The organism is Bradyrhizobium sp. USDA 4354 (assembly GCF_054060315.1).
In genome coordinates, this window is record NZ_JBSSDC010000001.1 from 3,467,345 (window position 1) to 3,480,698 (window position 13,354).

A 13,354-nucleotide genomic window follows, 5' to 3' on the forward strand; every position below is an offset into this window, starting at 1 on the left:
GATGTTATCGCCCTCCGGTCCACAAGCTGGAGACGCCCGTCGGAAAAAGGCGCAGGATGATCACGGCCAAAAGTAACAGCGAGGCTTGGCCGACGACAGGCGTTGCGAAATACGACAGCAGCGCTTCCACCGGCCCAAGGATCGTTGCGGCTGACAGTAAGCCCGTGATGAGAGCTCCGCCACCGCTGATCACAGTCACGAAGGCGCGGGCGACATAGGCAGCCCCCATATGCGGAAGCACGCCCGATATCGGCGCAAGCAGCGCGCCGGCGAGGCCACTGGTTGCCGCGCCGATGATGAAGGTGGTCGCATAGACGCGATCGCAATCGACCCCGAGGGTCGCCGCCATTTCCGCATTCTGCATCGCAGCCCGAGCGATCAGCCCATATTTCGTCCAGTGCAGCGCCAACAGGGAGCCCACGACGAGCAGAGCCGTGATCGCGATCAGAAACAGCTGGTAAGCGGCGATGGAATAGGCACCAATCGGAATATTGCCAAGCGGTGCGCTCACGCCCAACGTCGTGTTGCCGAAGATGGCCGTCACCGCGCCAATCAGAAACAGGCTAAGTCCCCAGGTTGCCAGCATCGTCGTCACCAGATGACCGTAGAGCCGCCGAATGATGAGGCGCTCGACCACAGCGCCGATCAGGCCGACGACAATGGGCGAGACAACCAGCATCGAAAGCCAAAGATTAAGCCCGGCATGATTGGCAATCACGGTGACGTAGCCGCCGAGCATGATGAATTCGCCATGGGCAAAGTTGATGACGCGCATCATTCCGAAAATGACGGCAAGCCCTAGGCTGATCAGGGCAAGAAGCGCGATCGAATTGACCACCGCGAAACACAATATGACGAACTGGTCCATGATCTAACCCGGCTTGCGAAAACAATAGACAGGCGAATGGAGCTGCGGCGCCGCAGAATGCAGCGCCGCGCAAGCGCCGGCCCCTAGATCTGCGGCATCAGGAACTCGGTCTGATTCGGATTGGTGAAGACGTTGCATTTTCCGCCATAGGTGTCCGGCGCAATCTGCTCCTTCTTCTCGATCAGGTTCCAGACGCGGTTCTTGACCTTGATGATGTGAACGTCTTGCGTCGTGTTGTGAGTGGGACCATCCGTGGTCATGACCCCGGCCGGACCTTCCCAGCGGATGCCGCTTTCCAGAGCTGCCAAAACCGCCTCCCGTTCGAAGCTGCCCGCACGTTTGACGGCTTCGGCCCAGAGCATGACACCGCTGTAACCGCCGAACACTTCACCGTTGATGTAGGGATGGTTCTTGCCGGCCACGGCTTCGACCTTGGCCAAAAACTCCTTGTTCCTGGGCGTGTCGAGTTCCTGGAAGTAGTTGTAGGCGACGATCACGCCATCGGTTTCCTCCGGAGCAAGTACCTCGTGCTCATTACCCGCAGCGAACACGATCGAGATGATCGGAATCTTGTTCAGCATGCCGGCCGAGGCCCATTGCCGATAGAATGACATGGCCGGACCGCCAACGAGGCAGGAATGCACGATATCCGGTTTGGCGGCCTGGATTTTTGCAATGGCGGCGGTGAAATCAGTGACATCCAGCGGGTAGTAGTCATCGGCGAGCACCTGGCCGCCTTCGCGCTTGGCCATCACGTGATTCCAAATGCCGAAATTGCGGGGGGCGTTGTAGTCCGACGCAATATAATAGAGCTTCTTGCCGAGATTCTTGAACGACCATTCGAGCAGCGGAACGACTTGCTGATTACCGCCCGTATTGACGCAGAAGGTATTCTTCTCACAGAGCCCGCCTTCGTAAAAAGAACCATAGATAAAGGGTATCTTGTGCTTGCGCAGAACGGGGCGCGTCGCCTCGCGGGCAGCGCCGCTGAGCGCACCTTGCACCATGACAACCCGATCATTCAGCGCCGCCTTCTGAGCGTATTGTGGGTACTTGTTAATGTCGGACTGGCCGTCATAAACCTTGAGTTCGACCTTTTTGCCGAGCAGGCCGCCGGCGGCATTGATCTCCTCGACGGCGACCTTCATGCACAGATTCGACGGCACACCATAAATATCGAGAGGTCCCGACAAGTCGTGTAGCGAGGCGATAGCAACGGTGTCGGATGCGGCCCAGGCGCGGCCCGAAAGTGCGCCAGCGATGGATGCCCCCGAGATCGCTGCAGAAGTGCCTAGAAACGTGCGACGGGATAGTTTCATATGAATGCTCCTTCGAGTTTTGGAGAGAAGACGAGACCAGGTGCCGCCCATGGACGCGCGTGTTTCGTTTGGCGCGGCGCCGCGTTATCGGCCGTTCGGCCAGCAAGTTAGACGTTCCCTTGCGCGGTACGGCGCCGTAAGCCCGTCCGCCGAAATCAAGGCATCAGGAAATCCGTCTGGTTCGGATTGGTGAAGACATTGCATTTGCCGCCATAGGTGTCCGGCGGAATCTGTTCCTTCTTCTGAATCAGACTCCAGACGCGGTTCTTGACGGTGATGATGTGAACGTCTTGCGTGGTGTTATGGGTGGGACCGTCGGTGATCATGACACCCGCCGGTCCCTCCCACCGAATGCCGCTTTCGAATGCCGAAGTGACGGCCTCGCGCTCGAAACTGCCGGCGCGCTTGACTGCTTCCGCCCAGAGCATCACGCCACTATAGCCGCCGAAAGCATCGCCGTTGATGTAGGGACGAGCCTTGCCGATGGAAGCGTCGAGCCTCGCCAGGAATTCCTTGTTTTTTGGCGTGTCGAGTTCCTGGAAATAATTGTAAGCGACGATCACACCATCGCTTTCTTCTGGTGCAAGAACTTCGTGCTCATTGCCCGCGCCGAAGACGATCGAGATGATCGGAATTTTCTTGAGCATTCCAGCTGCTGCCCACTGGCGATAGAAAGCCATGGCCGGGCCACCGACGAGGCAGGAATGCACGATATCGGGCTTCGCTGCCTGGATCTTTGCGATGGCTGCCGTGAAATCCGTCACGTCTAACGGATAGTAGTCGTCCGCCAGCACCTCGCCGCCTTCGCGCTTCGCCACCACATGGTTCCAGATGCCGAAATTGCGCGGCGCGTTATAATCTGATGCAATATAGTAAAGCTTCTTGCCAATGTTCTGGAACGACCATTCGAGCAGCGGGACAACCTGCTGGTTACCACCCGTATTGACGCAGAACGAATTTTTCTCGCAGAGGCCGCCTTCGTAGAGCGAGCCGTAAAAGAACGGCACCTTGTAACGGCGCATAATCGGTCGCGTTGCTTCTCGGGCCGCACCGGTCATAGCGCCCTGAAGCATAACGCACCGATCGTTCAGTAGAGCCCTTTGTGCGTATTGCGGGTATTTGTTGATGTCGGACTGGGCGTCGTAGATCTTGAGGTCAATCTTTTTTCCAAGAAGACCGCCGGCAGCATTGATCTCCTCTACAGCGACCTTCATGCACAAATTCGATGGAGCGCCATAAATGTCGAATGGCCCTGACAAATCATGCAGCGAGGCGATAGCGACCGTGTCCGATGCGGCCCAAGCGCGGCTGGAAAATGAGCCGGCCATGGATGCTGCGGAAACTGCTGCAGAAGAGCGGAGAAACGTACGACGGGACAAATTCATGAGAATGCTCCTTCGAGACTCGAATAAGAACTCAATGGCGCGAACGACGACTGCCGCCGCGGCCACACGACGGAGAGGCAGGCTTGACGATGGTCGGCGAGGAACGGGATCTCGCCGCGTGTGGAATTAGGGTTCGGTCGCTCGCGCCATAGGAACGACTTGACACTCCACGGGAAGGTCGGGATCGTACAGATATTTCGCGCTTGCATCGAGAAAGTCGTGGGTATGGATCACCACAGCATCCGCATTCAAAAATGCGATCGCATAGGCCGGCGGCTCCATGCTGCAGGGAATTCCTCGACTACGCTCAAAATCGAGCCACACTTGATGATTGAGCCCGCGCAGGGTCGAGAAGGGAATCCGCTGCCAACTTCCAGCGATCGGCCGATGCACATGTCCAAAGAACAGATGGCGGATAGAATGCCCCTGAAGAATGCTTCCGAAGGCCTCGCCATCGCCGAGCATCAGCTCATCAGCAGGCCGAAAATGAACCGAGAGCGGCGGGTGATGCATGAACAGATAGACCGGTTCGCCTTTCGCCTCTTCCAGTCGCGCACGAAGCCAGGCCTGGCGCTTCACACAATAAAGACCCGCATGGCCGTCGGAGCGCTTGGTGTCGAGAAAAAGAAAGCGCCCGGCCGCCGTGTCTAGCGCCGACTGGACGAAGCCGGCATCGTCTATTGGAGCATCAGGAAATACGTTGCGAAAATTGTCGCGATCATCGTGGTTGCCCATCAGAAGCCGCACCGGCATCGGCAAGACCTCGAGTGCTTTGCGCAGGCGGAGATAGGCGCTCCTCTCGCCGTGATGGGCAAGATCACCTGTAATGACACAAAGCGCAGCGTCTGAATGATGCTTGGCGATATCAGCAAGACAGGCACTTAGGCGTTCACCTGGATCACTATCGAACAGATGCTCGCCTGTTGGAACCAGGTGAAGGTCGGTGATTTGGATGATTTTCATTTGTGATATTTGCGAGCGTGTCACGTCTTCAGGATGCGATGGCTTGATCAGATCGGCTGGAGTTAGCGTTCCAGAGCCGACGAGATGCAATCTCAGCGCCTTGTGTTAGCGATTCGAGCTTGCGCCAGGCAATGTCCGGATCGACAGTATGAAACGTTGCGAAGCTGGCGAAGCCGCAATCCGTGCCAGCGATCACGCGCTCTCGCCCGACCAGATTGGCATATTGTTCGATGCGCTGCGCCACGACTTCGGGGTGCTCAATATAGTTCGTGCAGGTATCGATTACGCCGGGCACGATGACCTTGTCTTCGGGCAGTCGGGTTTCCTTGAATAGGCTCCATTCATGCGAATGACGTGGATTTGCCGCCTCAAGCAACAGCGCCATCGGTCGCGCCTTGATGACGATGTCGAAGATCTCGTGAAGATCGATGTCGTGATGATGCGGCGACTCGTAATTTCCCCAACATAGATGCAGGCGCATCCGATCGGCGGGAATGTCGCGCAGAGCATGATTGAGCACTTCGACGTGAAGGGCGATTTCCTTGCGGAATTCCGCAACATCCATCGGATTGGCTCGGAAATGGCGGCCGAGCGCGAGATCCGGACAATCGATCTGCAGAAGAAGCCCTGAATCTGCGATGGCGTCGTACTCCTGCTTCATCGCATCGGCCAGCGCATAGAGGTAGGCTTCTTGGGATGGATAGAAATTGTTCGGCATGTAATGAGCCATGATTCCGGGAGAGGATGCGTTCATGAACGCCTCCTCGACAGAAACCATATCGAGCGCCTTCTTGAGGTTGGCGATATCGGTCGCAACAGCCGCGTTTCCCTGGTACTCAAGCGGCCCAACGCACGCTGGTGTCTTGATGTCTAGATTGACCCTCTTCGCGAAATTCGAAAACTCTGCCAATTCGGATAGCGCGAGTGGTTGATCAACTCCGGTCAGGCCTGTCATGCGCTCCCGCGCATAGGTCGCATAGGCGTATTTGCTCATCTCGCCATCGTCGACAATGGTCAAGCCGATGCTGGCCTGCTTCTTCACGACGTCCGCGACCGCCGAGCTGACATCACCAGCTAGTAACAAGCCAGCGGCGGGGTCCCATTTGCCCTTCTCTTTCGCCAGCAGCTTCTCCTCCAATGCGGGTGGCCGCGGTAGACTACCGACATGAGTCGTGAGGATCCGATCGGTGCTTATTTTCATTGTGCCTCCTATTGCTTGCAGAAAATGGTTGCCCGCCCCCTTTTCGTCGGAGGGGGAGGCTCCTGAATTGATGCCTTGCGGGTGAGCATTGCGCTGTTAGCTTAGCGCGAGGAGTGCCGCCCGCCTTCATTCGGGACATAGCAAGTGCTGTTGACGCACAAATGTCTTGATATTAGCGCAGCTAATAGCAGCGCCATTGGTTCTACAGGCCACGATAATCTCACGGCCAACTATTGGCTGCCGCAGCTCTGATCCGTCGAAGGCGAGCGCGGGATTGTGGTTGCCACATCGCTGACGAGATGGTGCAAAACAACGCTCTCTAAGAATTAGCAATGTGTTGTATGAGGCCGATTATCCTGCGCATAGGCGTACGCGATCTCTCCGTGCAAACGGCTGAGATGGCGTCATCACACTCATCGAAAGCCTCGCCCGCAAATTGATGACCCAGCGTAGCGTTGACCGCCTGAACGGGCTAATGCCGTTGCGTACCGCTCATAGTGGATGTCATATGCCTCGCACCAAATTGCCGCCGATCGTGAGGTGCCTTTCAGCGCGCTCAGTGATCAAGCTGGTCGTTCCTTTTGTACAGAGATCACGCTTCCGCTGACACAATCGAAAGTTGAACCTATCCTAAGGTATGCGCGACGAACATTGCTGGTGCAAACGCAGGGCTAGCGCCGAATTTTGCCGGAGACAGCAGATGTTTGACAATTCTGATACCGTGTGATCTTCATTCACAGGACCGCGACAGGCATTGTATGGATCTGAGAGCCTATCGGGGAGCGCTTCGTCCTACCAAGCGAAAGCGGTATAAGAAACTTCCATTTCATAAAGGTCAGTCCCGCTCCAGTAGCGCTGCAAGCTGCCGGTACTTCAAGAGAGCGCCATTCATGTGCTCCCGATGGGTGAGCGGAAGCCTAGCTTCATCAAGGAGCACCTCCGTGTCGGGGACGATTCAAGAAGCAGAGGCCGAAGGCTCTTGTATCTGATGATCTGGTGCCAGGTGACCGGAGCGCATTAGCGCCCCACGAGGGTGATCACACGCCAATCCAAAGGGCTCCGACTTTTGGAATCGCAGAGCGCTATGGGGTCAGGCAGGCCTAGAGCCCAGGTTCCGAATGCGAAGAAGGCTCGCGCGACAAGGCCATGAGCTCTATGAAGATCAGTTCTCACCAGATAGCAGCCTTCACGGAGGTTTTCCGGCGAAGAAGCGTTTCGGAAGCTGCGGCTGTCCTCGGCGTTACCCAGTCGGCCGTCACCCAGCATCTTGCCAAGCTTGAGCAACGTATGGGGACGACACTCTTCATCCGCCATCGCAATGGGCTTGAGCCGACGAGGCCAGCTCAGGAGCTATTTGCGCTAACTGATCGCGTGCGGGTTCTTGAGCAACTCGTCGCGGAGACGGTTGATGCCTACAGCGACCTTTCAGCTGGGCATCTAACGGTGATCGCAAATGCGCCTCGTCCAGCGATGCCAATCATCTCTGAGTTCAACAGACGCTTTCCCGCGGTGAGGATCACCTTCTCGCTAGTGACCTGGGAACTTGCGAAGCAACGACTTGAGCAACATGACGTAGATATTGCCATCATCACTGAGCCTGATGACATCGCCAGTCTATTTCACGTGGAGCTAAGCAAGACGCGGCTTATGGCACTCATCCGCCGTGAACATCCACTCGCCAGGAGAGAGACACTCAGTCTGGCTGAACTTGCTCAAGAAAGAGTCATTTTGACCGAGGATGGTTCACTTACGCTGCGCGAAATACAGAAAGCATGCCTTGAGAACAGCATAAGCATGCCGAACATTATCAAGATGACCACCTATGCGGTTCTAAAGGAAGCCGTTCTCCACGGAATCGGGATGGGAATACTTCTCGAAGATAGTGTGTTTCCAACAGAAGAACTCGTATACAAACCGGTCGACGAGCTCAGCATTCTTTTCAAAACATACATTGTGACGACATCGGACAAAAGGCGACTACGATCCGTCAAGTCCTTCTTTGATACCGTCCAGCTTCTCTAAGACGTCTATCTGATCTTCCCTGACAAAATGAGCAGGCTTCTATGGCGAGGTCGGTCACGGTGCGACCTGGCGCAATCAAGCTAATTGCGTTGAGGCGACGGGCTCAACCACAATGGAAATCTGTCATATCCCGGCCATCGCAACGAGATGCAGAAGATCTGGCGTGCTTCCGGGATACAACAATACATGGGCGACTGGTTTGCTGGGTAGAACTCTAAGCCTGAGCGTGGATATCGCGGCGGAGGCGTTGACGAAATATGCAGGCGGTCACTCCGACCTACTTCTCTGTGCGATCATTCTTGATGATCTTTTGTATGCGCGTTTTCGGAGGCGGTAGCATTGCCGCTGGATTCACCGCTTAGCATGGCCGCGTCCTTCCTTCGATCCAGCAAGCGCGAAAGTCGTCGGCCCGCAAGGAGGCCAGTGCAGGAGCTTGAAGTCCTTACCGCAACTGGGCGTGGGGGAAGTCGATTCGATTAGCTTTGTGGGACAAGCCTGCCTCATGTCGGATTACAAACCTGACGTAGGCCTCAACTGTCGGATTTGGCCGCAGTCACGTTTGAGCTGGCTACGCCAAATTCTTGCCGCATCGCGCTGAGACTGGGCTGTTCGGATGAGCGTGCACAAGCGACGAAAACGAAGTCTCAGAGAGTTGCGGCGGGTCGAGCAGATTTGCCGGTCTGAAGCGGAGCGTGCCCACTTGGATGAGAGAGTGGGCTAATGAACATTGCGGAAGATTGCCAGCGAGCGGCCGAGGAGATCGAAAGGGCTTTGGAAATGTCGACATTGATTAGGCCAATTGTCTGGACCTTCGGGCTTCTAGTCTTGCTGCTGTTCGTCGCGCTGTATCTTCCATGGTAGACATTTGGAGCTCTGCAAGGACGGCCTTAGGGACGTCGACGCAGATGCTATTGGCGCATTGAAAAGCTGCGCTTAGTGTGTGGCGAGGGGGCGCCCGTCAGGCCGGCGCTGTCCGCCTTTTCGATGAGAGCTGGGTCGCGCGGTTGCCTTTTCGTCACGACCGTGCTCGTGACCACCTGTTCACCGAGGCTATCACCGAAGCGATCAATAGGGATGGTCTCGACGCTCGGATACTCGCTGAGCCGGTGCACCGGTCATTTATGGCGAGCCCGCCATCTCTCATCGACAAAATCCGTAACAGCCGGACTACACAAACAAGATCAAAGATGAGATTTCTTTCGAGCAGCTCGCTGCTGCGGATCACCCGCTCGCGACTAGTGCCCTCACTGCGACCTGTTCTTTAACGGTACTTTCGCGGCCTATTGAGGTATGCGCTTTTCCAGCGGACAGCAGCACGCCGACCGCCTGTAGCGCCAATCGCATCAACGTTGGTCAGACGCAGCAACATAACGATGTTTGGCCATTCTGGCTGTGGGCGCCGCCGCATTGTCGTGAACCCGCTTACTGAAGGGTCCCGTGCATGACACGCCGGGTGGCGGCCCTTAGACGAGCCAAGCGCCGGCCTTGCATTGGTGTTTGCAGATGCGTCGTGAGCTGATGCAGGACGATTGGGATCGTGAGAAGATAGTCAGGCAAATGGACGAGCTCAAAGTCAAGCTGCTTCGTGCCCGATCAGTTGTCGCCGAATGTAAGGCCGGATTGGAGGAGTTGGAGCGGAGGCTTGAGCTTCGAGCAATCTCACCACCGATTGATGAAGGCCACCGCGACCCTGCGGCAACCGGTCCAATGCGTAGAGCGCGATCGCCCGAATCGCGAAACGTCGATGATCCCATTCACAAGGAGGCTCCCGTGGCATTTTCCAGTCGGTTATGGGACCGTTGAAAGATGAACGCACATTTACGGCGGCAGGTTTCGCCACCGACAAGCTGAGACGCATCGCTTTACGGTCCGGTCGGGCGAAGTGACGGCCTCCCGATATGCTGGGCGTTTTGGTGATTGAGGTGCGTTGGTTGGCGGATGGGCGCGGAGCAACACCACATGCGCGAGGTATGCTGCGAGCTTCCAGTCTCGCTCGCCGCGCTGGCCAGCCTTACCTCTATTACGAGAACATCGACGGGGACACAGTGCCGCGGCCAATCTCACGGAACACGCGCGTCAACTGGCGCTTGAATACACCTATGCATGGAGGCGGCTTTGTTCTGAGTAAACTTCCGTCAACGGGCTGACCGAAGCAGATTAAATCGAGACGGTTATCTCAACGCCTTCACGTTGCTCCGATGAATTCATCGGACCCAGGCGAGAGGCTGATGAGCCACCGGCGGCGCGACGAAGTTCGTCAGATGCGCAAGTTACCGGTTTGAACAGGCTCCGGCGTTGTCGAGCGGGTTTGCCGATTCCCAAATACAACAGGACGAGCGGATAACTTGCCAAATGCGATTCCTTGAGGATTGTCTCGGCACGCCCTGTTCGTTCGTCAGGGCGCGACGTGCGGGCGACCTCCGAAGACGAACAGCCAAAGCGCGGCCATGCGAGCGTCTTCGTGCTTGAGAAAACATGTCAGGCATCTTCACGCAGGCATGCTCGGGTCGAAAATCTGCTCCAGGCTACGCAAAGAAGTTCACGACCGCCCTGTTGTTCAAGGTCGATGAAAACCATCCGCCGGCTCTGGATGAGCGCGGCATGTTCGATGCTACGCAACTGTTCTGTAAGCCGGTGCTGCGCGACGAGTGAAGCGAATATCAAAACGTCATCTGGGCTGAAGCCTTGCGGCGAAACTGTCGTCGACGTCAGGATTTTTGTCGCTTGCACGATGCGGCCGCAGCTAGACCACGCGATACAGAAAACAAGCACGTGATCAGCGGAGCGATTCTGGGCATCTCTTGCCGACCGTCTTGATGACGGGGAGACTCTTCGCTAGATCACAATGGTTCACTATGGAGATGCCGCCGTGGCAATGGGTATTGTGAAGTGGTTCAACCCGACCAAAGGTTATGGATTCATAAGGCCTGACGACGGAAGTCCCGATGTCTTCGTGCACATCAGTGCCGTCGAAAAGGCCGGTTACACCACCCTCGAAGAGGGGGCCCGGGTAAGTTATGAGCTCAAGGCCGGGCGTTCGGGTAAGACCTCAGCTGAGGATCTCCGGGTTGGCTGATCTGACCCGCCTCCGGACACTGCTCTACAAAGCGTGTTCTCGCACCTGTCCGGCGATGCCTGTCACGGCGCGCCGGGCGTTCGGCCTTTCGACCGTCTCTTCTACGCATGGGGCTGTCTCGTAAACCGCTTGAGAGCGTCTATCTTCTGGGACCATTGACCAATCGCTGCAGCCAGAGTCACAGCTCTACCAGCCAGGTCGCCGTGCCGCTGTGGCAACATATTTCGGCCAGCTAGCCACGTCGAGCCGTACGCTCGTGAACAGCCGGGAAGTGCACGTCGCGCACGCCTCGAGCTCATGAAGCGGTTGGCAGAACAGGGGCCGGATCCCGGCGGACTTTGTGTTTGGCGATGCTCTTGGCCGGGAAATACGCAAGACGGGCGGCAATTCCTGTCTGCGCTCGAACGCAGACCAGGACGGCACCGTACTCCGGCAAGCTTTTGCGAGAAGCTGACGGGCTTCGCCCCTGGTTGAAAGAAAAACGGCCAATTGTTGCGTCTGGTCTTGCCCCTCGGGCGCTACTATTGTCCTCAAACAGTTCAGACCACTGGCCGGTAGCGTTGCGGACATTCGGCGGCGTACCGGAGGAAGTGCTGATGGACAATCCACGCGCGCTCGTGGTGCGCGACGACGCGGTGAGCCGGTCGCTTCAGTTTAAGACGAGCTCATCGCGTTCGCGAAGCACTGGGGCTTTCGTCTTGCACCTGCGCGCAGTAGCGGGCGCCCACGAAGGGGAAGAGGGAGAATGGCGTCGAGTAGGTGAAGAAGAACGCGATCGCGGCGCGGCGAGCTGTAGAACTCAAGATGCTTTAAGGTCGCATGATGGTGACAGCTTCTCGCTGGAGCGAGCGTGTAGATGCGGACCCTCAGGAGACCAGCCTTCTCGTCTATGATCATCGCTTCGAGCTCGCAGGCTTCGCCTATGATTAGCGCACAGAGATCTTCGCTGAATTCCTTGCGCAAGCCATGTTCCGGCCCAATCTCGGCGCAACGTACCTTACCTCTGCAACGCGATCGGCTGGCATCAAGGGTGATTCCGCGTTCCTTCTTGTCGCGGGCAACTCAGCGCAGACGGAGAGTTTTTGGGTAAGGATCTCACCAGTTCGTTGTCCAGCTTGTTGATGAGGTCCCGAAATGGAGGTCCATGCTTATCCGGCTGAACACAACAGACTGTTTGAACCCGTCGAGACCGCGGTGCTGCTACCCCAAATGCTGGAGGGTTCTGTGCGCATCGATCGCGGCTGGCGCAGCCGTGCATGCGAAATCGTCAACGACGGGCCGGTCCAGCCAGGGACACCACTGATTTGGAAAGTTCATGCTGAACCCTCGGTCAACCAAAGCTTGGAGGTGTCGGTAAGCGAAGGTCGTCAACATCTTTCTCAAACATTAATGGAGATCATTTCGAACGATAGAACAGCACGCGTCCGGTTGGTATCAGCTGGAGGAGAATATCATAGTCCCCGACATTCGCAGTCAGGACGACCAGGCCGAGCTTTTGGCCCTGCAGGAACAGCACGCAATCCTGAAGCGCGCGCAACTTGCCGTCCTTTTCATATCCCTGGAGGCGGCAGAGGATCCCTGATAGCAGCGCGGCTCGTCCCAGCACGTCTATGTCCGGCGCAAAGATCCGATGCGGCGGCATCGCTTTGATCTGCTTCCCGATCACATCGACGACAGAAGCGGTTCGCGCGTCGAAAGGATTGAGCGCGCCGACCGTGTGCATCAACTCCTGGATCGCGACAGTCGAATGATTGACTTGTCGCTGCGTGATCAGGTCGTCCAGGATCGGAGGCGAACGATCTTGCATTTGATCAATATAGACGCAGGTATCGAGCAGTAGCCCCTGTCCGGCGGTCAGGCCGACGCTGACGAACGGAAGGTCATCGTCGCTGCGCCGTGCCAGCGTGTTTTCCGGATCGAACCGCGCCCAACGTCGCGCCGCGTCAAAGTCGAATCCCGCCACGTTAGAAACCGAGCTTTAACGCTGGGTCGACCTTGCCCCGAGACTTCTTGAACGCTTCTGCGAAGTTGTCCTCGAGTGCGACCGTCGCCAACGCAAACTCGATCAACTCCGTATCCGCCTCGATGCCCGTCTGGTGCTTGGCCTGCCGGACCAAGGCAGGACTCACCCGGCCACCGATGCGGCTGCCTTTTTCACTCAAAAGGCCGGATCGTTCCGCCGCCAGCATGACCGCTTCAAATCGTGCCTTGCTCGCGACAAGCCCGCTGGTCGCCAGCTCACGCTTAAAGGTTTGTATCAGTACCGAGCCACCCTTGGATGCAGCTCTTCTCCGTTTCGCCCGGAGGGGCGTGGGCTTGCTAGCCGATCTTTTTGCCATAGAAACTTTACCCGTTTGTTGAACAAAAATGGAATTTGTCTAACATAATCCCTCTGCTGCTTCGACTTCAAGGCGTCTGATTACTGTGCCGGCCTCGAGGACGAAGTGGACTATCATTGGAAGGAGTTGTTGGCCGCAGCTGCGCTGTCGATGCTGCTCGTTGTCAGTGCAAAGTCGAATT

The 13,354-nt window shown here is 56.8% G+C and carries 10 protein-coding genes and 1 pseudogene; 4 read left to right on the plus strand and 7 right to left on the minus strand.

The window, feature by feature from the left end; genetic code table 11:
• Nucleotides 1-4: 4 nt before the first annotated feature.
• From ACVIIV_RS16060 to ACVIIV_RS16080, 5 genes are all read right to left on the minus strand, one after another.
• Nucleotides 5-868 (minus strand): branched-chain amino acid ABC transporter permease, encoded by an 864-nt coding sequence (locus tag ACVIIV_RS16060; RefSeq protein ID WP_456745019.1) that lies wholly within the window; start codon nucleotides 866-868, stop codon nucleotides 5-7.
• An 83-nt stretch (nucleotides 869-951) separates the two neighbouring features.
• On the minus strand, nucleotides 952-2,187 hold the full coding sequence (locus tag ACVIIV_RS16065; protein WP_456745020.1) for an ABC transporter substrate-binding protein: 1,236 nt from the start codon (nucleotides 2,185-2,187) through the stop codon (nucleotides 952-954).
• Between the two features lie 155 nt (nucleotides 2,188-2,342).
• A complete protein-coding gene (locus ACVIIV_RS16070; protein WP_456745021.1) occupies nucleotides 2,343-3,572 on the minus strand; it encodes an urea ABC transporter substrate-binding protein in 1,230 nt (409 codons plus the stop codon).
• A 126-nt stretch (nucleotides 3,573-3,698) separates the two neighbouring features.
• Complete coding sequence (locus ACVIIV_RS16075) at nucleotides 3,699-4,535, minus strand: phosphodiesterase (RefSeq protein WP_456745022.1); 837 nt, start codon at nucleotides 4,533-4,535, stop codon at nucleotides 3,699-3,701.
• A 28-nt stretch (nucleotides 4,536-4,563) separates the two neighbouring features.
• A complete protein-coding gene (locus tag ACVIIV_RS16080) occupies nucleotides 4,564-5,736 on the minus strand; it encodes a cobalamin-independent methionine synthase II family protein (RefSeq protein WP_456745023.1) in 1,173 nt (390 codons plus the stop codon).
• Between the two features lie 1,146 nt (nucleotides 5,737-6,882).
• Here ACVIIV_RS16080 and ACVIIV_RS16085 point away from each other — a divergent pair.
• The 4 genes and pseudogenes from ACVIIV_RS16085 (at nucleotide 6,883) to ACVIIV_RS16100 (ending at nucleotide 10,834) form a co-directional block, all read left to right on the plus strand.
• Entirely contained in the window at nucleotides 6,883-7,758 is an 876-nt protein-coding gene (locus ACVIIV_RS16085) for a LysR family transcriptional regulator (protein ID WP_456745024.1), read from the plus strand.
• Nucleotides 7,759-7,855: 97 nt separating this feature from the next.
• Nucleotides 7,856-8,095, plus strand: a pseudogene (locus ACVIIV_RS16090) (PLP-dependent transferase); the annotation flags it as partial.
• Between the two features lie 2,138 nt (nucleotides 8,096-10,233).
• Complete coding sequence (locus tag ACVIIV_RS16095; RefSeq protein WP_456745025.1) at nucleotides 10,234-10,410, plus strand: hypothetical protein; 177 nt, start codon at nucleotides 10,234-10,236, stop codon at nucleotides 10,408-10,410.
• Nucleotides 10,411-10,627: 217 nt separating this feature from the next.
• Nucleotides 10,628-10,834 (plus strand): cold-shock protein, encoded by a 207-nt coding sequence (locus ACVIIV_RS16100; protein ID WP_456745026.1) that lies wholly within the window; start codon nucleotides 10,628-10,630, stop codon nucleotides 10,832-10,834.
• A 1,396-nt stretch (nucleotides 10,835-12,230) separates the two neighbouring features.
• On the opposite strand, the gene ACVIIV_RS16105 is transcribed toward ACVIIV_RS16100, so the two are convergent.
• Nucleotides 12,231-12,797 (minus strand): type II toxin-antitoxin system VapC family toxin, encoded by a 567-nt coding sequence (locus tag ACVIIV_RS16105; protein WP_456745027.1) that lies wholly within the window; start codon nucleotides 12,795-12,797, stop codon nucleotides 12,231-12,233.
• A 1-nt stretch (nucleotide 12,798) separates the two neighbouring features.
• Entirely contained in the window at nucleotides 12,799-13,023 is a 225-nt protein-coding gene (locus tag ACVIIV_RS16110) for a hypothetical protein (RefSeq protein ID WP_126261388.1), read from the minus strand.
• Between the last annotated feature and the right edge of the window lie 331 nt (nucleotides 13,024-13,354).